Genomic DNA, 22383 nt, shown 5'->3' with positions numbered 1-22383 from the left:
ATTTTGCACGCACGCAAAAAAATCGTGAGAACTCTTTGCAGCGAGTCCTCACGATACGAAATATAAACTCAAATCAAAACCTCCGAAAGTATAGTTACTTGCTTGAAGTACCGCTTTCCAGAATACTAACAATAGAGAACAGCGAGAAACAGATCGCTCCCAACCCTATCAGTACCCGGGAAGGTACAAAGAAAGCATTGTCCAGCGAAGCCTCCTCGAACAGGAACGCTCCCAGGAAAAGGGCAAACAAGGCTGTCATCACCGGAATCAATGGAATCCGGTTCGCCAGCTTACATTCCTGACGCCACACCTTTGCCAACAAAAGAATCTTACTCGAAATACTGAAACAAACCAGCCCAAGACCAATCAAAATAAAACCGGTAGTATTCACGGGAGCCGCAGTAGCCAACAACTCGACAATCCCCCCTACAATACAGATAGTTCCCATGAAAAACACCAATCTAGGCCAATTTCTTCTATCTTTTTCCCCGTAATCATTCCTGATCTGACGAGAGATACTTGCAACCAAACCGATCAGACTCGTACAGATACAAGCCAAACCAGCCATAACGCTCCCCGCAACCAGATGGTCGCTCTCGGACGCCCCGAACAATAACACGATCGCCCATACCCACGCCACGAGAGCAAACAAAACCGTGATCCCAATCAGCGTGTATTCCGTTGTGGCAGAGAAACCTGCCGGATTAATTTTATCACTCGTTCCATGTGAATTTCCAGGAATCAACGTAAACTTGGTCGATGAAGTTGCCGCCGTCGAAATACAACCGGCAATCAAAGCCACCCCGCATATCACGTGCCCCGGTACAAACATATTCTGCGGTTCCTCGATATTCAACAGGGTGATACCCCAAATCATCGTACCTAAAGCGAACAGATACCCCATGCAGGGCAATAAATACTTCACCACCGGATTGTACGTGTGGATCAATTGACGAATAATCGTGGCAGCTGTGGCATATAGAGCCAAGCAAAGAACTCCTAATGAAAATACTACCGGTCCCGCCACCCAACGAGCTTCATCATTCCCATAGCCAAAAATATACCCCCCGAAAAAGAAGCAAATCAATGCCATCAACAAGGGAATTAAACGAAACAATACACTAATACCGTAATTCATAAGTAATTCATTTTAATACCTATGCATATACGGCGTTTTACATATTCGGTTTACTCGTAACCTTCAAAAAGATATTAAAAGATGACAGCGACTGTCTTAAAAACCTAATGATCCGGTGATTGCCGATTCGATGATTGAAATATCTCAAAATCATGGAATCGGCAATCACAAAATCTCTTAGCCACGAATTTCTTCATTCAGCACCTTCCACAGCATATCCTTCAACTCCGTGATCCCGCTTCCCGTCACGGAAGAAATGAAAACATAAGGAATATCCGGTAAGTCTTGCTCCATTTCTGCCATCAATTCCCGGTCGATATAATCACATTTCGTGATTGCCAAGAGTCGCTTTTTATCTAATAACTCGGGATTATACTGTTTCAACTCGTTCAGTAACACACGATATTCCTCGTGAATATCCTTGCTATCCGACGGTACCATAAACAACAACACCGAATTCCGCTCAATGTGGCGCAGGAAACGCAATCCCAACCCTTTACCGAGATGTGCCCCCTCGATGATTCCGGGAATATCCGCCATCACGAAAGAACGGTTGTCCCGATAATTCACGATTCCGAGGTTCGGCACCAAAGTCGTGAACGGATAATTGGCAATTTCCGGTTTCGCGGCAGACACCACGGACAACAAAGTAGATTTCCCTGCATTCGGGAAGCCCACCAATCCCACGTCAGCAAGCACTTTCAATTCCAGAATCACCGAGCGTTCCACCCGAGGCTCTCCCGGTTGCGCGTAACGAGGGGTTTGATTAGTTGCCGAACGGAAATTCCAGTTTCCAAGACCACCTCGTCCCCCTTGCACAGCAATCGCGATTTCTCCATCACTCGTGATCTCGCAGATCGTTTCGCCCGTGTCGGCATCCCGTGCCACCGTGCCGAGCGGTACATCCACGATCATATCCTCGCCATCCGCTCCCGTGCATAAATTTCCACTTCCACTCTCTCCATCCCCCGCAAACACGTGGCGTTGGAATTTCAGGTGAATCAATGTCCAGTAATTACGATTCCCCCGCAAAATCACGTGACCTCCGCGTCCACCGTTTCCCCCGTCGGGTCCTCCTTTAGCAGAACGCTTATCCCGATGCAAATGCATTGACCCCGGTCCCCCGGCTCCACTGCGACAGAAAATTTTCACGTAATCGACAAAGTTCGTTGATGCCATCTTATTAATTTTAGATTTTAAATTTTAGATTCCAAATTGAAAGTGACATCATTTCCCTGTCATTTTCAATTTTCAATTTTCAATTTTCAATTGTATACAGGTCCGGCAAATTACGTCCCAGACCGTCGTAATCCAAGCCTCGCCCGATCACGAAATCTTTCTCCAGGGCAATACACGTATAATCAAGAGTCAAATCATACCGCAACGCATCCGGTTTGTAGAACATGGCAGCAATCTTTATCTGCTTCGGGTGTTTCTCCTCCAACATTCGCTTCAAATATATCATCGACTCTCCCGTATCGACCATATCTTCCAGTATCACCACCGTGCGCCCGGATATATCTTCTTTCAACCCGATCACACTCTGCACATTTCCCGTGGAAACGAGCTTATCATACGAGGCGATCTTCACGAAACTGATTTCCGTTCCTTCCACGGTGATCTGTTTCAACAGATCGGACACGAACATAAAAGCCCCGTTCAAGACACCTATAAACAGAGGTGATTCTCCCGCCAACTCCTCGTTCATCTGTCTGGCGACCCGCTCTATTTCCCGATCGATCACCTCTGCCTCTATCAATAAACGGAATTCCCGATCACGTAACCTGACTCTCTTCATATCACAAATATTTCCCCCGACTGACGACTTTTCGTCCCCCGGATTCGTTTTTTTATTTAACTTTGCACAAAAGTACAACTTTGAATTTAAAATCCGGTAAAAATATGGATCCAAAAGTAAGTATTATCATGGGTAGCACCTCTGATCTACCCGTTATGGAAAAAGCTGCAAAAGTATTGAATGACTTCTGCATACCTTTTGAAATCAACGCCCTCTCCGCTCACCGCACGCCGGCTGAAGTGGAAACGTTCGCCAAAGGCGCCTGCAACCGGGGCATTGAAGTTATCATCGCCGGAGCCGGAATGGCTGCACACCTGCCAGGTGTAATCGCCGCCATGACTCCCGTTCCCGTTATTGGTGTGCCTATCAACGCCACCCTCGACGGCATGGACGCACTTCTGGCTATCGCACAAATGCCTCCGGGCATCCCTGTTGCCACCACAGCCATCAATGGAGCCATGAACGCTGGAATCCTCGCAGCCCAAATCCTTGCCGTGGGCGACAACTCGCTAAAAGCAAAAATCGTTGACTTCAAGGAATCCTTGAAAAAGAAAATCGTTGACGCCAACAATGAATTGGCAAAAGTAAAATACGATTACAAGACGAATTGATTCAAAAGGCTGCGAGAGCAGCCTTTTCTTTCTTTCATTTATATTCAAATATAAGTCATACTTGATAAAACATCCATTTTTCCCACATTTATAAGTTATGACTTATAAAAATACTGGACTAATTTTATAAAAGAAAATTTATAAAAAGGCAACTTATATTACAAATATTATATATCTTTGAAAACATAGCTACACAGTTGCCGTCGTGCATTAATAACGAAAATTTCAAAGGATGTGTAAAACGTTACTTTTCGGTGTGTTACTTGTATTCCCGTTTTTCCTCCACGCACAGGAAATCACGGACATCGAGAAGTTATTGCAAGACAATGACGTGGAGGCTTCCGAAGGCTATTACGAGGACATCGTGGCAACTTTACTGAATCTGGCTGCCCATCCTATAAACATCAATTCGGCTCCTTTCGATAGCTTGAAAATGCTCTTTTTCCTATCAGACGCTCAGATTGATAACCTACTGGAATTTAGGGAAAAGCATGGTGCATTCATGCACCCGAACGAGGTGCTATTAGTTACAGGCATCGGTACAAGGGATTTGGAGAACATCAAACCTTTTATCCGCATCGGGGCATACACTCCCGGAGCAACCCGTTTCCCACGGTTACACCACGAAATACTAGCCCGTGTCAAAACAACTCGTCCCAAACAGGCAGGCTACAAGCGATACAGTCGGGATGCTTTCCTTTATGAAAAAGATTACCTCACGAAAAAGCGTAATCGCTTTCAAGGACCACCCGTGAGTACACTACTGAAATACAAAACGAATGCCGGTACCCGTTGGCAAGGAGGCATTACTCTGGAGAATGATGCCGGGGAGAATTATTTCACGAAAAAACAGAAAACCGGATTCGACTTTCTCTCCGCCCATCTCTGTTTCACGCCGGGCAAGATCATCCAAAGAATATGTATCGGGGACTATAAAATACAATGGGGACAAGGGCTAATCGCTTGGGGCGGATTCTCTTCCAGCAAATCGTCAGCCTCGCTCAGCAACGAAAAATCAGGCAACGGCATCATGCCTTACTTCTCCACGGACGAAAACCGTTTTCTCCGGGGAGGTGCTATCAGCCTGCACCCCTCGCAGGATATGATAACAGAGATCTTTGTTTCCTGCAAAAAGACCGACGGCAACCTTCTCGATGCGGATACCCTCACCCCGGAAGCCTTACAGACAGCCACGCTTTACGAGACCGGCTATCACCGCAACACACTGGAATTAGGGAAGAAACACACGCTAAAAGAATTCACTACCGGACTATCCACCCGCTTCAATCATCGTTATTTCCGGGCAGGAGTACAAGTTCTACACTACAACTTTTCCCCGGCACTCGCCATCGGGAAAGCCGCCTACCAGCAATACAACGACCCGGGACGCCATCGCACGCTCGTCAGCATAGACTATAAAACGGGAGTTCGCCACTTCTTCCTGTTCGGGGAAACGGCACGAAGTGACAATGGCTCGTGGGCAACGATCGACGGCTTGCGTTACACGGGGTTCCTCCCGGTAGCACTATGTATCCTTTACCGCCGCTACGACAAGCGTTTCCGCTCTCACTACAACAGCGGGTTTGCCGAATATTCCAATACCTCAAACGAGGAAGGCGTGTACGTGGGTGTTGAAAGCTCCCCTTTCCGGAATCTGAAATTAAATGCTTATTACGACTATTTCCGCTTCTTCGCTCCCCGTTATCAAGCAAGCCTCCCCGGAAATGGAAATGAATTTGCCGGAGAACTCACTTACTCCCATTCCCGTTGGGAATGTAACTTTCGCTTCAAACACGAGGGCAAACCCGAAGACTACAAGGCAGAAAAACTCATTTCCGTCACACGGGTCAAACAAGAATACAGGCTTCAATTTATTTATACCTTTCCCCGTCATTTCAAACTGCAAAGCAGAGCCACTCACGCCCGCTACACCAAACAAGAAAAGAAAGAATCCGGATTCCTCGTCTATCAAGACTTCGCGTACACGTCCTTGAAAGAAAACTTCAAAGCACAATTCCGTTTCGCCTATTTCGACACCGACGGTTATAATGCCCGCATCTACGCCTACGAACACAACGTCCTCTATGGCTATTCCTTCCCCGCCTATCAAGACCGGGGAATCCGTTCCTACGTGAATATCAACTGGAAGCCAAATCGCAATATCACGCTCTACTTGAAAACAGGCATCACGTACTACCCGGACAAGACGCTCATTAGTTCCTCGCTCTCGCGAGTGGACGATAACAAGCTATTCGACCTTACTTTCCAAATAAGAATCAAGATTTAGCCCCTCTCTTACTTGTGCCGTTTTTCCAGAACACGTTCCACATCTTCCAACGTGTACCCTTTAGCGATAAGCAATACAATATAGTGATACATCAAATCTGCCGCCTCGTTCAAAAACAATTCTTCATTATCATCTTTTGCCTCGATCACCAACTCAACGGCTTCCTCACCAACCTTCTGCGCAACTTTGTTGATGCCTCGACCTATCAATCGTGCCGTGTACGACACCTCCGGCGAATCATTTTTACGCTTCTGCAAATAGCATTGCAAATAATGCAGGAAATCACTCGCCCGGTTCACTTCCCCCCAGCACGTGTCGCTTCCCGTGTGGCAAGTGGGTCCGGCAGGTTCCACTTTCACCAGCAACGAATCGGCATCACAATCGGCAAGTATCTCTTTCACGTACAAAAAATTCCCGCTTTCCTCGCCTTTCGTCCACAAGCGTTGGCGGGAACGGCTGAAAAAGCAAACCTTCCCCGATCGCAACGTTTCGGCAACCGACTCGGCATTCATGTATCCCTGCATCAACACCACCCGGGTGTTAGCGTCCTGCACGATCGCCGGGATCAACCCGGCAGCATCAAACTTCAATTTCTCTATCTCGATCATCTCTTTTATATTTAACGTACTACAATTCCTTTTTCTTTCAAATAACATTTCAATTCCGGTATCCCGATCTGCCCGAAATGGAATACTCCCGCCGCCAGCACGGCATCCGCCTTTCCCCGGACAAACGCCTCGTAAAAATCTTCCATACACCCCGCCCCCCCGGAAGCAATCACGGGCACTCGCACCAGTTCCCCCAACCGGGCTACGGCATCACAAGCAAATCCCCGGTGTGTACCGTCGTGATCCATCGACGTGAACAGAATCTCCCCGGCACCTCGATCTTCAACCTCCCGAGCCCACGAGAAAAGCTCCCGTTCCGTTTCTACCCGACCACCATGGCTATACACCCGCCAGCCTCCCTCGCTTTGCCGGGCATCTATCGCCACCACCACACATTGCCGTCCGAATGCCGCCGCCAACCGATCAATCAACCCCGGCTCCGCCAACACGCTCGAATTCACGGACACCTTATCCGCTCCCCTCCGCAACAACGCCTCGACATCCCTCTCCGACGCTATTCCCCCTCCCACGGTAAACGGGATATTCACTTCCCGTGCCACCTCCTCCACCCACTCCAACATCGTTCGCCTCCTATCGCTACTCGCCGTTATATCCAAAAATACCAATTCATCCGCCCCCTCTGCCGAATAGCGCCCGGCAAGCTCCACGATATTCCCCGCATCCCGCAAATTCTCGAAATTCACCCCTTTTACCGTTCTCCCGTCCTTCACATCCAGACAAGGTATTATTCTCTTTGCCAACACCATTACATTTTAGATTTTAAATTCATACAAAGCCTTTCCCACGATCACCTCTGCAACCCCGATTTCAGCCAAAGCCTCCACGTCCTCCTTTGAACTCACACCACCGGAAGCGATCAATGTCAATTCCGGGAAACGAGCCAATAACTCCCGGTACAACGGCAATGCGACTCCTGCCAACATCCCATCCCGCTCGATATCCGTACACATCAAGTATTTTAACATCGGTCTATACCACTCGACCAACTCGAATACCGTCGTTTCCGTTTCCCGTTTCCACCCGTTGATATACACCTTATTATTCCGGATATCCGCCCCGACAATCACTCGTTCACGCCCATAACGTTCCAACCATTCCATCGTTTTCCACCGATCCTGCTGTGCCATACTCCCAAGACAGACGAATGAAGCTCCCGCATTGAATACCCGGCAAATATCATCATCACTCTTTATCCCGCCACTAAAATCCACTCGCAACCGGGTATGTTTACATATCCTTTCCAACACCCCGGCATTCATCACCCGGGAAGCCGCCGCCCCGTCCAAATCCACGAGATGCAATCTCTCCATACCCGCCGCCTCGAAACGCAATGCCGCCTCCAACGGGTCGTCATAATATACCTTGCGGCTCTCGTAATCCCCCTGCATCAACCGCACACACTTCCCCTCGATAACATCTATTGCCGGGATAACCGTTATTTTCTTTTCCATATCATTCACCATTTTAAAAAGTTTTCAAGTATTTGCATTCCAACCCCGGCAGACTTTTCCGGGTGAAACTGACATCCCCAGAAATTATCTTTCCGAATGGCAGCACTAAACTCCCGTTGATAATCACACGTGGCTATCGTGCCCTCGCACACCGGAACATAAAAAGAGTGAACGAAATAAACCCGTTCTCCTCCCTCCACGCCCGCGAACAACGAATCCTTCAACCCGTGTATCTCATTCCATCCCATGTGTGGCACCTTACTCTCCCGTCCGAATTCCCGCACCCGCAACGGAAAGATGCCCAGCCCTTCCGTGTCCCCTTCTTCCGAGGACTCGCACATCATCTGCATACCCAAACATATCCCCAACACCGGGACCTGCAAAGACGGAATCACCGTATCCAATCCCACCGCTCTCAACTGCCGCATGGCAGCCGCCGCTTGCCCCACTCCCGGAAAAATCACCCGATCCGCCCCCCGTATGACATCCGCCTCGGCACTGCACACCGCCTCATACCCCAATCTCCGTAAGGCAGTCTTCACCGAAAACAAATTCCCCGCCCCGTACTCTATTATAACAACCTTTTTCATTTCAAACCTAATCGTAAATCACTAAATCACCTAATCAATTACGTTTTTCGTTGACGGCAACTCGCCTCCTTCTCCTTGCTCTACGGCAATCCGCAAGCAGCGCCCGAATGCCTTGAAGATTGCCTCTATCGTGTGATGCGTGTTCTCGCCCTTCGCCGTCACGTGAAGATTGCATTTTGCCCCTTGACAGAAGGATGCAAAAAAATGCTTTGTCATCTCCGTCGGAAAATCACCCACATACTCCCGGGCAAACTCCGCGTTCCACTCCAACCAACACCGTCCCCCGAAATCAAGCAGCACCTCGGCTTTCGCCTCGTCCATAGGCAAAGCAAAACCATATCGCCCGATACCTTTCTTACTCCCCAGTGCCTCGGCAAAACAATTCCCCAGCACGATGGCAGTATCCTCTATCGTGTGATGCTCGTCAACCTGCAAATCCCCCTTCACGGCAACAACCATATCTATTCCCCCGTGCCTCACGACCTGTTCCAACATATGATCGAAAAAAGCCAAGCCCGTCCGTACATCCCCCTGCCCGGAACCATTCAGATCAAGCGCAATCTTCACCTCCGTTTCCGCAGTCTTTCTCTCCATCGCGGACTGCCGGCATCCTTTTTTCAAATAACGGGCTATCTTTCCCCATGACACGGAAGAAAACGCCACGGTTTTCCCCTCGGGAGCCTTTTCGCCGAAATAAATTCCCCGTATTCCCATATTTTCAGCCAACTGCATATCCGTCCACCGATCACCGATCACGTAAGAATGTTCCCTGTCCAAATCCTTACCGAGATACTTCTCAACCATACCCGTCTCCGGCTTCCTCCGCGGAGATTCATCCTCCGGCATACTCTCGTCAATCAACACCTCGTCAAAAACCACTCCTTCCCCCGCCAGCGTCCGTAACATAAACTCGTGAGGCTGCAAAAACGATTCCACGGGAAAACGCTCTGTTCCCAAGCCATCCTGATTGCTCACCATCACCAACCGATAATCCGTATCCCTCGCCAACTCCCGCAATGCCCCGATCACTCCCGGCACGAATGCCAGTTTAGACATACTATCCACTTGAAAATCACCGGGCGGTTCTTCTATTATTGTCCCGTCCCTGTCTATAAATAATATCTTCTTCATAAATCATGTCATCTAAAATCCTTTAATCTCCGAATCAGCAAATCATTTTCCGCTCTCGTCCCTATCGTGATTCGCAACCCACCTATCAAGCGAGGGGGAATATGACGTACCCGGACAACAACGCCTCCCGCCAACAAATACTCGTACAACTCCCGGTAACGGGGAGTACACGCCAAAAGAAAGTTCGCCTCCGAATCATACACACGCTCAAAGCAAGGCATTCCTCGCAACGCAACCACGACACGTTCTCTCTCCCGTTTAATTTCCTGTACCTTCGCCCGAAACGCTTCTTCCTCCCGCAAAACCTCCAACGCTTTACGCTGTGTCACCGAACCGATATTATAAGGCGGCTTCACCTTGTTCAAATACTTCACTAGCCCCGGGTCCGCCATACATATCCCCACTCGTAACCCGGCAAGTCCCCACGCTTTCGATAGTGTCTGCAACACCACCACGTTCGGACATTCACCCCACAAACTTGTTGCCGAGGGACCTTCCGCGAAATCTATATACGCCTCATCGACCACGACCACCCCGTCAAACCGCAAAGCCACCTCCCGAATCTTCTCCAACGGCAACACGTTCCCTACCGGATTGTTCGGGGTACAAAAAAAGATAATCTTCGTCCGCTCGTCCACCCGTCCCCACAAACCTTCCCATTCCGGCATAAAATCATCATCCAACGCCAAGTCCCGCACTTCCGTGTCATTCACCCGGGCACTCACCTCGTACATCGAGTACCCCGGAGAAAACACCACCACGTTATCCCGCCCCGGCACGCAAACCGTCCGTATCAACATATCAATCAACTCGTCGCTCCCGTTACCCAACACCAAACGGGACACGTCTATTCCCTTCAATTCGGCGACCCGTTGTTTCAACTCCCGCTGGTACGGATCCGGGTAGCGATTATATTCTGTCGCATAGGGATTCTCGTTCGCGTCCAACAACACGGCATCCATCCCCTCGAACTCCTCCCGTGCACAAGAATACGCTTGCAATTCCCGTATATTATCCCTTACTAAATTCTCAAACTCCATCTTCATGCCTGTTTATAAAGTTTCAACCCTAATTCGTACAGCATTCCCGTGCGCCGTCAAGTTCTCGTTATCCGCCATGATCTCTATCGTCTTTCCCAAATAAGCCAATCCTTCGGGGCGAATCTCTTGAAAACTGACCTTCTTCATAAACGAATCGATCCCCACCCCGCTATACGCCCGGGCATACCCGTTCGTGGGCAACGTGTGATTCGTACCCGAAGCATAGTCCCCCGCGCTCTCCGTCGAATAATTTCCTAAAAAGACAGACCCCGCGTTCCGGATTTTCGGCACCCATGCCATATAATCCTCCACACACAACATCAAGTGCTCCGGCGCGTAAAGATTTGCCATCTCCACGCATTCCTCCCGATCGCCCAACACCACGTATTTCGAGCACTTCAATGCCGCCTCCGCGATCGCCTTCCGGGGCAATACCTCCAATTGTTTTTGCAATTCCTTTTCAACTTCTTCAACCAATCCCTCCACGCAAGTCACCAGCACCACCTGGCTATCCGGTCCGTGCTCCGCCTGTGACAATAAATCCGCCGCCACGAAACGGGCACAAGCCGTCCCGTCCGCCACGATCATCAATTCGGAAGGACCTGCCGGCATATCAATCGCCACTCCATAGCGTCCCGCCATTTGCTTTGCCGCGGTCACGAACCGATTGCCCGGTCCGAAAATCTTATCCACCCGGGCGATCGTCCCCGTCCCCAGCGTCAACGCCGCGATCGCTTGTATCCCACCAACCTTATACACCCGCTTCACTCCACAAAACCGAGCCGTCCACAAGATAACCGGATTCACCCGTCCATCCCGTCCCGGAGGCGTACAAACCACCACTTCCCTACATCCCGCGATACGGGCGGGCACCGCTAACATCAACACGGTCGAAAACAACGGGGCACTCCCGCCCGGCACGTACAACCCCACCCGGTCGATAGCCCTTGCCTCCTGCCAGCAGCGAAAACCATTCTCGTTCACGTATTCACTCACTCCCGGCACTTGCGCCTCGTGAAACCGCTCTATATTCTCTTTTGCCAAACGGATAGCTTCCTTCAAATCCGTCTGCACTTCCCGTTCCGCCTGTTCGAATTCCTCCTCCGTCACCTCGAACCCCTCCAATTTCACCCGGTCAAAATACCACGTGTATTTCCTCAAAGCCTCATCCCCGTCACGTGCCACCTCGTCGAACACCGCCCGACATACCTTTTCCAAATCTTCTCCCTTATTTACCGGACGTTCCAACACTTTCGCCCAATCTTCTTTCCTCGGATACAATATCTTATTCATCATCTTACATTTTTTTAATCACTTCATCATCAATCTCTAAATCACAGAATTACTCGATCATCTTCTCTATCGGCACCACCAGAATCCCTTCCGCCCCCGCGGCTCGCAAAGCCCCGATCGACTCCCAAAAACGATTCTCGTTCACCACCGAATGGAGCGAGTACCATCCCTTCATCCGCAACGGCATCACGGTCGGGCTCTTCACTCCCGGCAGCACTCGGCAAATCTCTTCCAGCTTCTCCTCCGGTGCATTCAACAAAATATACTTGTTACACTTTGCCGCCAACACCGCCTTAATCCGGAAGATCAACTGTTCCAACAACGCCCGTTTCTCCTCGTCCAAATCAGGATTAGCCACCAACACCGCCGTCGACTTAAACAGCGTGTACACCTCCGTCAACCCATTCTTGAACAGCGTACTCCCCGAACTCACGATGTCACAGATCGCATCCGCCAACCCGATCCCCGGGGCAATCTCAACCGATCCCGTGATCACGTGCGCTTCCGCTTGTATATTATTCTGCTGCAAAAAATCATTCAACGTATTCGGGTACGACGTGGCTATCCTTTTTCCACGTAACCACTCCAAGCCCGTGAACTCCTCCGACTTCGGTATCGCTATCGACACCCGGCACCCCGAGAAACCCAAATCCAACAACTTCGAGACATTCGCCCGTTTCTCGATCACCGTGTTCTCCCCGATAATCGCCAAATCTACCACCCCATCCTCCACGTAATGAGGAATATCCGAATTTCGTAAATAAAGCACCTCCAAAGGAAAATTAGAGGCTTGTGCCATCAACTGGTCTTTCCCGTTATTAATGGAAATACCACACTCCTTCAACAACTCGAGGGAATCCTCGTTCAAACGTCCTGACTTCTGAATCGCGACTTTCAATTTTATCATCTCTACTCGATTTTATCGTCGCTCTGAATCCGGAAAGGCTACATGAATCGAAAAAAACAAAACGAGCCCGCCTGATCCAGGCGAGCTCGTTTATACTTTCTTTATCTCTAATTACAGCACAACAGCATCATCTCACCTGAATACAGTGATGGCAATGATGATGCATATGATGTAACGTACTATTCATATTTTTGTCTTTTTCGTGCTGCAAATATAAGAACTAAAAATTATTTTGCAAATTTCATGAATAAAAATTCAATAAAATATTCGAATAACAAATCTCAAATTATTGAGCAACTAAATCAAACCCTAAGCCAAATTCTGTTGTCCCTACCCATGTTCCAGATATCATTGTCAATAAAGCTCCTGCCGCTTCCATTTCTTCTGGAATCATGTTAGCCGCCACTAACGCATTCCAAACTTCCAATAAATCGGAAGTCATAATTGGATCCCCCCAAACCTCATCCACTTCACCGGAATCTCGTCCTGCCACAAAGGATTCTAGAGAATCTTTATCCAAATAAATATAAGTGTGCCCATCTTCATTTTTAACATTCATAGGTATTCCATTTTTTACCCAATCTAGCAATATATTAATACTCTTATCAGTAACTTTACTCAAATCGATCTTAAAACCTTGAGCTAATTGCTTAATTGTTGAGGCATCCCCATTCAAAACACCAGAAACAATCGTATTTATCATAGCATTATTTGTACCATCATCAGTCATTGATTTAGCAATAATGGCAGGTATATTCAATTTAATATACATCTTATCACCCTTCTCAAACCAAAACGCAAGATTCTTAGAAGATTTTTCCCAGCCATCTATAGGAATCAAACTTTGAATTTGCTCAACAGTAGGAGCTCCACTACCAAGGAATATCCCCATTATCATAGATTGGTCAAATTGAATATTGGGGTCTTCAATATAATTAGCAGTAATATTCCCATCAGTTTCCAAATTTATCATTTCTATAACTTGAGGCAAAAGAGCTGCTCCTGCGACTCTCAATATTCCTGCAAGCATAAAACCATAATGACCTTCTTCTTCTCCTTTCCAATCACAATACAAAGCACCACTATACGCCCAATTAGCTAACGGTGCCCCTAAATATTCCGCCGGACCACAAGTATACTCGCTTAACCCGTAAGTCTTAGCCCATCCTTGATCATCAGGCATGTTAATTGTCAAATTCAAAGTTAATTCGCCCTTTTTCACAGAACCACTATAAGCGATACTACCTTGAGTTGCTTCAGCACGGCTAAAAGAAGTCGAACCTTCAAATTTATACATATCGTTATCCTCGACAAGTTGAATTCCATCAATTATAGTTTCCGCTTGTCCGGGAACAACATCCAGCAAAGTTAATGTAGCAGTTTTGCTATCTGTCGTGTTAAACTTAACCTGTTTCCCGACTAAAGCAGTACCACCATAAGTCATATTCAACATTGTTTCTCCTTCACCGAAAGTTGTGTTCAAATCCGTTGGCGGAATCATAGGATCATCATCATCACTACACCCCGAGAACAATGCAACTCCCAAAAACATCACTAAAAATAATAATTTGTTTTTCATCATAACTTAAATTACCGATTGTTTATAACCTTCTTTTCATGTATAGATTTTAATTATACAACAAAAATTAAGCCAAAATAATCAAGACACAAAACATTTCATTAAAATATATTTTTCAAAAATGGCTATCAGATTTCATTTCCATCCGACAGCCATATCCATTATTAATTAAAATCACACATCTTCAACAATTTAAAGCCTCCTTCATTCAAACAATCTAAAAAGCTACCATGAATCACAAAAATAAAATGAGTTCGCTTGAATCAAGCGAACTCATTTATACCTTCTTTATCTCTATTACAACATAAAAAATTTCAAATACACAGCTTTACTCCGCCGCCACTAAGTTTAAACCAATTTCCAATCGGGTTGTTTGCTCCAATACTTCCGGCAAACTCTCTACTAAAGATTTTACCTTAACAGATAAAAAACTAATGGATATTACAGCATCATCAGGAATCAATCCGCTCACTAAAGGAAGAAGTGGGACCAATTTATCTACTAATTCCTTATCAATATAAAGATTCAACTTTCCTTCCTCTGTTTCTCCTTTATGAACGGGAATTCCAGCAGACAAAAGTTGTTGAAGAACTCCTAATGTAGGATCACTACTATTATTGGCTCGTCCAGCCCCGTCCATTTGTACTTGACGCATAATCATCTCTACATTAGGAAAAACATAACACACATCTTCTTGCATTTTATAATGTGCAAGATTCAATGCAGACTCTTTCCAATCAGCTTCTGGTTTAGGAGCTTCTTCCGTTGCTACTGCCGCATTATATGTGGCAATAATATTACCATCCTCCTTAAAAGTTACATTTTGCAAATACTCCCTCAATTTTGCAGATAAAATATTTTTCCCAAAAGAAGTTACCAAAGAAATAGGAAGATCATATGTTTTCCCATTAGCCAATTCTACTGGCAGTTTCAAACCACTAGGTTCCCATACCAAATGTACCCCCCCAGTCACAGGGACATTCCATTTTCCCAACAACTCATTCTGTGCAAACTTAACATTCACATCCAAAATCAACTTCCCTTTCTCCACCGAACCTTTCAAATTTACCGTACGAACTTCATTTTTATCTTCAACCGTAAAAGAATAAACCTCACCCTCGCCTTTTACCAACTCCATATCAGAAACAACAGTTTCCTTCTCTCCTGGAACAACTCCCAATAACTTCAAAGAAGCTTTCGCCCCGTCGACAGAATCAAATTCCACGCTTTTCCCCACAAAATCTGCTCCACTGTATCTTAAATTCAACACATTATCTCCCACGCTGGAATAAATTCCATTAAAATCTTTTGGGCTATTATCATCATCATTACAAGCAGAAAATAATATTCCCCCAAAAAACATCGCTAAAAATAAAAATTTGTTCTTCATCATAACTTAAATTACCGATTGTTTATAACCTTCTTTTCATATAATAGATTTCCACTACACAACAAAAATTAAGCCAAAAATTACAAACTAATTCTTTTCAGTCGTGAAAATGTTTGTTTTAACATCCCTACAATAAAGCACCCCCGAACGTCAAATAAACATTCGGGGGCGCTTCAAAACAAATACTAAAATTAAATCAAATTATTCTCCTCCAATAACTTCCAAATTCTTCACCCACAAAGTACTTCCCGGGGCTCCGCGATAAACGTCACCCTCGCTACTTGAAGTACAAACAATGGCTAATTTATATTTCTTGCTAGGGTCATACGTTCCCTTACCCGTTTCTTCAAATTTCAGTTCCTTACTGGTAAAATTCGCCTCTCCCGCGCTAGTCAAGGAAGCCACCATGATAATCTTACTTTCCGGGTCTTTAATCGTGTGACCGTCTAAATAATCATCATACGAATCCACCTCGAACAAATAAGCTGCTATCGAACAGTTATCCACTACATCCGGTAATTCATTAACAGTAACTTTCGCGCCAAAACCACTTCCTGAAATAAGTGTTTCATAAAATTTCGGTCCTGCCTCGTATTTATATGTCACGTTTAGAGTTGTCGGCTTCATCCGGTAAGGAATACCGAAATGCGTACTCTTCAATGTATTCGTTGCGTCCAAAACAAACGAACCGGTAAACATCGTCCCCGCCGTAGCTTTCGGAACCACGGCAATAATCATATTCGTACCCTTCGTATCTTTCGTGTCGATCTTGGCCGCACCTTCATCTTCATCATATGTCACGAAGAAAGAATCGATCATACTCATAAGAAACACGCCAGCTTGATTGGATGTTGCCATAAATAACGGTTCCTGAAAAGTATATTTACCCGAAGTCACGTCCACCCATTGCGTCATATCAAAACCGAAATAATACTCTCCAGTGAAAGCGACTGTTACCTTCATTCCCAAGGCATCAATATCCAGATTCATCGTCAACATGGAACCATTGATAGCACCCTTCACATCCAAAGTCACTTCTCCTACAATATCCAATTCAATCTTGCATCCTTCCGCGCTGAACCCGTACACGTCACCACGTTTCACGAGAGCCACTCCGTCCAACTTAATATTTCCCAATTGAAGATCCTCCCCAAGCCCGAAATTATCAATATTCAAGCAGAAATTATTCGGGTCTTCCGTCTCTGTCTTCGTGATATACACTTGCTGTTGCACCGTCACGGGTTCCGGTAAATTCCCGGCAGTAATCTTCATTTCACCTTTATACCTGGCACCGATAAATTGCTCCGGGTCTGCGGACTCTCCCACGATCTCCTTAATCGACACGGTCGCCGTCAAAATCTCGTTATCCACGGTTCCTTGCACGGAAACCTCGTAACCACTCACGTTATCGACACGCGTACCGCTCACGGTAGCGACATACGAACTACGGCTAGCCGTGCTAAATTGGGCATTGGGGATAATAAACTCTTCGACACCGGGCACAATATTCGTCAACTTCAAAGAAACCGTGTTATCCGCTTCCTTTAGAACATGGATTTTTGCATTTGCATCCGCATCTTTCCCGTCCACCTTCACGCTCAACTTATCCGATGCATATTCTCCGATAACATCCTCAAGGACTGGCGGAGTATCCGGAGTCTTTTTATCATCACTACATGACATTATAAAACCCAGTACACTCACGAATGTGCATAAAAACAAAAATTTTCTTCTCATAACTGATTATTTGTTTGTTAATAACTCTTGGAATCATTCCTGAATCATTGTTTACAGCAAAGACCACGCCCATGTTTCACACATCAGCCTCTATCTACGCAACAAGAAAAAATTTAACATGTCGATTCCCGCAACAACAAAATCAAGTGCCCTCCCCCACTCGATTTACTCGAGAATATACCGATATAAAAGCATCTTATATCATTTTCGCACTATTACTGCACAACAATAGCATGGCACTATACCTCCTTGGCGTACGCCACAACTGTTAATAACCGTAAAAACGTGGGCTAACTGTAGGCTAACTGTAGGCGATACGTGGGCAATGCCGCCCAAAAGCCGCCTAAAAGTCACCCAAAAGCTACCCAAAAGCTACCCAAAAGCTACCCAATGGCAGAGAATATTCCGGACGCCCCCCTTATTTAAAACTAACTCCACGAATTGACGGATTGATTTATTTTTATAAATTTGTCACTCCTATCGTATATAAAGAAATAATGGAAGAACTAGAACTCATATATAAAGCTTTCCGGGAAGGCAGCCGGGTCACGACAGACTCGCGGGAAGTCAAGGAAGGGGATATATTCATTGCCTTAAAAGGTGAGAATCACAACGGCAACACGTTTGCGGAAAAAGCCATAGCACAGGGAGCCCGACACGTCGTTATCGACGAGGCCGAGTATAACATCTCCCCCCGATGCGTGCTTGTACCCGACACGTTGCGTTTCCTGCAACAACTTGCCCACCATCATCGCCAGCAATTAAATATCCCGATTCTAGGCATCACCGGGACGAACGGCAAGACCACCACGAAAGAATTGTGCCACGCCGTGCTCTCGAAAAAATACAAAACCGTTGCCACCAAAGGCAACCTGAACAATCATATCGGCGTGCCCCTCACCCTGCTTAGCATGGATGCCGACACGGAATTCGGTATCGTGGAGATGGGAGCCAACCATCCCGGCGAAATCAAAGACCTGTGCGAGATTGCCGAACCGGATTACGGGATCATAACCAACATCGGTTATGCCCATTTGGAGGGTTTCGGAAGTTACGAGAATATTATAGAAACAAAAAGTGCCCTATACAAGTCTGTCATGTCAAAAGAAGGCATTCTTTTCGTGAACAGCCAGGATGAATTGCTCTGCCGTCTATCCGAAGAAAGCAAACGATTTACTTACGGGATGGAAGGTACTTTGGCTAACGGGGAAATTGCACAAACAACCCCTTACCTGGTGTACACGCTGAAAACCCGGCACGGGCATCTTTACATCCGCACCAAGCTGATCGGCGGGTATAATTTCGACAACGCGATGGCGGCTTCTGCCGTGGGAACGTATTTCGAGGTCGACCCGCTGCAAATACAGGCAGCAATGGAAGCCTATACCCCTTCGAACCTTCGCTCTCAACTATTAAAGACAGAACGGAACACGATTATTCTGGACGCTTACAACGCTAATCTCAGCAGTATGCGAGTGGCAATCTCCAATTTCGCAGAAATGAAAGCAGACGACAAACTCGTCATCATCGGCGAGATGCGCGAACTGGGAGCCATATCAAACGACGCGCACCGGGAAATCATGGACTTGATCGCCAGCCACAAATTCCCTAAAGTATTTGTCGTGGGGCACAATTTTGAATCTTTCAGAAATAAATATACATTTACAACTTATTTCCCCGATACGGAAGCGCTGATAGAGTATCTCAAAACACACGAAGTGGCGGATTCATTTATTCTGGTAAAAGGCTCCCGGGGAAACAAACTGGAACGGATTATTGATTATTTATAAAATATATCGTTATGAACGACAGAGTTGTCATCATACCTACCTATAACGAAAAAGAGAATATCGAGAATATTCTCCGGTACGTTTTTAAATTAACCCCGGCATTTGACGTGCTCGTTATCGAGGACAACTCTCCTGACGGGACTGCACAAATCGTCAAACGCCTGCAAAGCGAATTCCCGCAACTCCACATGATCGAGCGAAAAGGGAAACTAGGATTAGGCACGGCTTACATCACGGGATTCAAGTGGTCGCTGGAACACGGGTACAATTACATTTTCGAGATGGATGCGGACTTCTCGCATAACCCGGACGATCTGGTGAAACTATACAATGCCTGTGCCACGGGAGAAGGCGATATGGCTATCGGCTCCCGCTACGTGACCGGGGTAAACGTTGTCAACTGGCCTATGGGACGGGTATTGATGTCCTACTTTGCCTCCAAGTACGTTCGCGCGATTACAGGGATGAAGGTACACGATGCCACCGCTGGATTCGTTTGCTACACCCGCAAAGTACTGGAAGCCATCGATCTTGACAAAATTCGTTTCAAAGGATACGCTTTCCAAATCGAGATGAAATTCACGACATGGGTACTCGGGTTCAAGCTAAAAGAAGTTCCGATCATTTTCACCGATCGTACCCTGGGCACCTCTAAAATGAGCGGAGGCATATTCAACGAAGCTTTCTGGGGTGTCATCACCATGAAACTCCGGAGTATCGGGAAACGTAAAAAGAATTAATATGGAAAAAATCAAGATGCTTATTCACGGCGGAACAATTATAAACGAGGGAAAAATATTTAAAGGCGACATTCTGATTCATGGCGACCGGATAGAAAAGATCATCGAGAACGGGCTCGACACGATTCCCGAAGGCGTCAAAGTGATCGACGCGACAGGGAAATTCGTTATGCCCGGCGTGATCGACGACCAGGTGCATTTCCGCGAACCGGGACTGACTCACAAGGGCGACATTGCCGAAGGAAGCCGTGCCGCGGCAGCGGGGGGAGTGACCTCGTTTATGGATATGCCCAACGTGAAACCCGCTACCGTCACGAACGAATTGTTACGGGAGAAGCAACAGATCGCCCGGGAGAACGCCGTCGTGAACTATTCTTTCTATCTCGGGGCTACCGTGGATAATATTGACGAAATCAGAAACGCCAACCCACGCACGACTTGCGGGATAAAAGTATTCATGGGTTCCTCCACGGGGAATATGCTCGTGGATAGCCCGGAAGCACTGGAGCGTATATTTGCCGAATCGCCCACCCTAATCGCCGCGCACTGCGAGGACACGCCCACGATCAACCGGAACTTGGCACTTCTTCAAGAGATGCTTGGCGACGACATTCCCACGTACTGCCATCCCATGATACGTAGCCGGGAGGCGTGCTACAAGAGTTCGTCACTAGCGGCATCCCTCGCGCACAAGCACAACAGCCGCCTGCATATCCTGCACCTTAGCACGGCAGAGGAACTGGCACTACTCGATCAAGGGAACAGAAAAGAAAAACATATCACGGGGGAAGTATGCGTTCACCATCTTTGGTTCAACAGCAAAGCGTACCTCACGAAAGGCAGCCTCGTGAAATGGAACCCGGCAATCAAGGCTGAAAGCGACAGAAAAGCCTTGTTGCAAGCGTTGAATGACAATCGCCTGGACGTGATTGCCACAGACCACGCACCTCATCTGCCGGAAGAAAAAGCCGGTATTTACACGAAATCTGCAAGCGGAGGTCCTATGGTGCAACACTCGCTAGTCGTGATGCTCGAACTCATGGAACGGGGAGAGATCACGCTGGAAAACATTGTCGACAAGATGTGTCATGCCCCAGCCGACCTCTTCCGCGTGGAAGGAAGAGGCTATCTGCGGGAAGGCTACAAAGCAGATATTGCCATCTTTGAAAAACATCCCTGGACGGTGGAAAAAAACAACTTACGTTACAAATGCGGTTGGTCGCCCTTGGAAGGCATGACATTCACCTATAAAGTGAAAACCACCATCGTGAACGGGCAAATCGTGTACGACAACGAGAAAATCAACGAGAACATTCGCGGAGAATTACTAACATTTCTATAAAATCGTTACAACACACGCGACTAATAACAGCACAAACAGCACGTTTCCCAACCAGCGGGTGCGATGCGAGATAAAATACTGGGAAAATAAATAAGATAACGGGATAGCTAGTATCAACATGATACCATGGCAATTGAAAGGTACAAAAAATAACGTACTTCCCGCGAACAAGAGCATGGAAAGCATGGCGAATATTCCCCTTCGCTGAGAAACGATAGCCGTCGGGTAATTCACGATCACGTTATGCAACGATATGACGATCAATATACCGAACACGACATATGCCGCCAATTTATCAGGCATGAGCTTCCAGAATCCTTCTCCGGTTTGCAATGCCTTCATGAATATGTCTGGAGCTTCGGATAGTTGGTCTGTCCAAAAATAATACGCGGCAGTAAACAATAATGCCGTCAGAAAGCCTATCAGCAAAGCGCTCAAATCCTTGATATTTGCCCTCCCGGAAAATGGCAGCACCACGATAGCCCAAAGCAGTAACATGACCAATTTGGGACAAAGCAATACCGCCAAACACGTAAATAAACCAAAACCAAAAACAGGAGCATTCGATTTCGTGTGCACGATAGCCGATTGCAAACGAGAAACCGCCAATACAGAACAAAACGCGGCAAGAAGATAATTATTCACCCCATAGCGACAGACAAGCCCTGCCGTTAGCAAGGCATAAATCAACGCGGGCAAAGCAGTAATCCGTGACAGGAATTTGTAACGATCCGCGATAAAAAAAATCAAAAAAGCCAAGCACAACAACCCGAACATTCCCATTCCCCTCAACCAAAGAAGATGTTGGTTCTCGTTCAGAAAAGGAAATGAGATGATGCCGTCTTCCCTGCATACAATCCCCTCGTCCATCCCGAAACTAAAATGCAAGAATGCTATTGCTGCCAAAATAAATGGCAGCAAATACAACAT

20 protein-coding genes are annotated in these 22383 nt (G+C 46.8%); 5 read left to right on the top strand and 15 right to left on the bottom strand.

The window, feature by feature from the left end; translation table 11 throughout:
* Positions 1-94 precede the first annotated feature (94 nt).
* The 3 genes from BN8899_RS13290 to BN8899_RS13280 all read right to left on the bottom strand — a co-directional run bounded on the left by BN8899_RS13290 (position 95) and on the right by BN8899_RS13280 (position 2936).
* Positions 95-1138, bottom strand: a complete 1044-nt coding sequence (locus BN8899_RS13290; RefSeq protein ID WP_065219794.1) for a DUF2776 family protein — start codon at positions 1136-1138, stop codon at positions 95-97.
* Positions 1139-1315: 177 nt separating this feature from the next.
* Positions 1316-2317, bottom strand: a complete 1002-nt coding sequence (gene obgE / locus BN8899_RS13285; RefSeq protein WP_065219793.1) for a GTPase ObgE — start codon at positions 2315-2317, stop codon at positions 1316-1318.
* A gap of 79 nt (positions 2318-2396) precedes the next feature.
* Entirely contained in the window at positions 2397-2936 is a 540-nt protein-coding gene (locus tag BN8899_RS13280; RefSeq protein WP_065220725.1) for a phosphoribosyltransferase, read from the bottom strand.
* Positions 2937-3040: 104 nt separating this feature from the next.
* Between BN8899_RS13280 and purE the strand changes: the two genes are divergently transcribed.
* Entirely contained in the window at positions 3041-3547 is a 507-nt protein-coding gene (gene purE / locus BN8899_RS13275; protein WP_065219792.1) for a 5-(carboxyamino)imidazole ribonucleotide mutase, read from the top strand.
* Positions 3548-3779: 232 nt separating this feature from the next.
* Positions 3780-5834 carry a helix-hairpin-helix domain-containing protein gene (locus BN8899_RS13270; protein ID WP_065219791.1) on the top strand — a complete coding sequence of 685 codons (2055 nt, stop codon included), beginning with the start codon at positions 3780-3782 and terminating at the stop codon, positions 5832-5834.
* A gap of 8 nt (positions 5835-5842) precedes the next feature.
* On the opposite strand, the gene hisIE is transcribed toward BN8899_RS13270, so the two are convergent.
* From hisIE to BN8899_RS13215, 11 genes are all read right to left on the bottom strand, one after another.
* On the bottom strand, positions 5843-6442 hold the full coding sequence (gene hisIE / locus BN8899_RS13265) for a bifunctional phosphoribosyl-AMP cyclohydrolase/phosphoribosyl-ATP diphosphatase HisIE (RefSeq protein ID WP_065219790.1): 600 nt from the start codon (positions 6440-6442) through the stop codon (positions 5843-5845).
* Positions 6443-6453: 11 nt separating this feature from the next.
* Positions 6454-7206, bottom strand: coding sequence for an imidazole glycerol phosphate synthase subunit HisF (hisF, locus tag BN8899_RS13260; protein ID WP_026207380.1), 753 nt, complete (start codon positions 7204-7206; stop codon positions 6454-6456).
* Between the two features lie 9 nt (positions 7207-7215).
* The gene (gene hisA, locus BN8899_RS13255) at positions 7216-7914 is read right to left on the bottom strand and encodes a 1-(5-phosphoribosyl)-5-[(5-phosphoribosylamino)methylideneamino]imidazole-4-carboxamide isomerase (RefSeq protein WP_065220724.1); all 699 of its coding nucleotides are present in this window, start codon (positions 7912-7914) and stop codon (positions 7216-7218) included.
* A gap of 5 nt (positions 7915-7919) precedes the next feature.
* A complete protein-coding gene (gene hisH, locus BN8899_RS13250; protein ID WP_065219789.1) occupies positions 7920-8504 on the bottom strand; it encodes an imidazole glycerol phosphate synthase subunit HisH in 585 nt (194 codons plus the stop codon).
* 30 nt (positions 8505-8534) lie between these two features.
* On the bottom strand, positions 8535-9635 hold the full coding sequence (gene hisB, locus BN8899_RS13245) for a bifunctional histidinol-phosphatase/imidazoleglycerol-phosphate dehydratase HisB (protein WP_065219788.1): 1101 nt from the start codon (positions 9633-9635) through the stop codon (positions 8535-8537).
* 8 nt (positions 9636-9643) lie between these two features.
* Positions 9644-10675 carry a histidinol-phosphate transaminase gene (hisC, locus tag BN8899_RS13240; RefSeq protein ID WP_231932349.1) on the bottom strand — a complete coding sequence of 344 codons (1032 nt, stop codon included), beginning with the start codon at positions 10673-10675 and terminating at the stop codon, positions 9644-9646.
* Positions 10676-10687: 12 nt separating this feature from the next.
* Positions 10688-11968: a histidinol dehydrogenase gene (gene hisD / locus BN8899_RS13235; RefSeq protein WP_065220723.1), complete on the bottom strand. Its 1281-nt coding sequence runs from the start codon at positions 11966-11968 to the stop codon at positions 10688-10690.
* A 49-nt stretch (positions 11969-12017) separates the two neighbouring features.
* A complete protein-coding gene (gene hisG / locus BN8899_RS13230; protein ID WP_065219786.1) occupies positions 12018-12875 on the bottom strand; it encodes an ATP phosphoribosyltransferase in 858 nt (285 codons plus the stop codon).
* Positions 12876-13161: 286 nt separating this feature from the next.
* Positions 13162-14457, bottom strand: coding sequence for a DUF4925 domain-containing protein (locus tag BN8899_RS13225; RefSeq protein WP_065219785.1), 1296 nt, complete (start codon positions 14455-14457; stop codon positions 13162-13164).
* 325 nt (positions 14458-14782) lie between these two features.
* Positions 14783-15847 carry a DUF4925 domain-containing protein gene (locus tag BN8899_RS13220; protein ID WP_065219784.1) on the bottom strand — a complete coding sequence of 355 codons (1065 nt, stop codon included), beginning with the start codon at positions 15845-15847 and terminating at the stop codon, positions 14783-14785.
* A 198-nt stretch (positions 15848-16045) separates the two neighbouring features.
* The gene (locus tag BN8899_RS13215) at positions 16046-17581 is read right to left on the bottom strand and encodes a PCMD domain-containing protein (protein ID WP_065219783.1); all 1536 of its coding nucleotides are present in this window, start codon (positions 17579-17581) and stop codon (positions 16046-16048) included.
* Positions 17582-18078: 497 nt separating this feature from the next.
* Between BN8899_RS13215 and murF the strand changes: the two genes are divergently transcribed.
* Genes murF through BN8899_RS13200 form a run of 3 tightly spaced genes read left to right on the top strand, consistent with a single transcriptional unit; the run spans position 18079 to position 21453 of the window.
* Positions 18079-19371: a UDP-N-acetylmuramoyl-tripeptide--D-alanyl-D-alanine ligase gene (gene murF / locus BN8899_RS13210; protein WP_065220722.1), complete on the top strand. Its 1293-nt coding sequence runs from the start codon at positions 18079-18081 to the stop codon at positions 19369-19371.
* An 11-nt stretch (positions 19372-19382) separates the two neighbouring features.
* On the top strand, positions 19383-20111 hold the full coding sequence (locus BN8899_RS13205) for a polyprenol monophosphomannose synthase (RefSeq protein ID WP_018337084.1): 729 nt from the start codon (positions 19383-19385) through the stop codon (positions 20109-20111).
* A gap of 1 nt (position 20112) precedes the next feature.
* Entirely contained in the window at positions 20113-21453 is a 1341-nt protein-coding gene (locus tag BN8899_RS13200; RefSeq protein ID WP_082987056.1) for a dihydroorotase, read from the top strand.
* On the opposite strand, the gene BN8899_RS13195 is transcribed toward BN8899_RS13200, so the two are convergent.
* Entirely contained in the window at positions 21448-22383 is a 936-nt protein-coding gene (locus BN8899_RS13195; protein WP_065219782.1) for a hypothetical protein, read from the bottom strand. The two genes, BN8899_RS13200 and BN8899_RS13195, sit on opposite strands and share 6 nt — an antisense overlap.

It is taken from the genome of Butyricimonas sp. Marseille-P2440, from assembly GCF_900091675.1.
GTDB classification, from domain to species: domain Bacteria; phylum Bacteroidota; class Bacteroidia; order Bacteroidales; family Marinifilaceae; genus Butyricimonas; species Butyricimonas synergistica.
The sequence above is the reverse complement of the archived record's forward strand: the minus strand, read 5'-3'. Positions and strand labels throughout refer to the sequence as shown.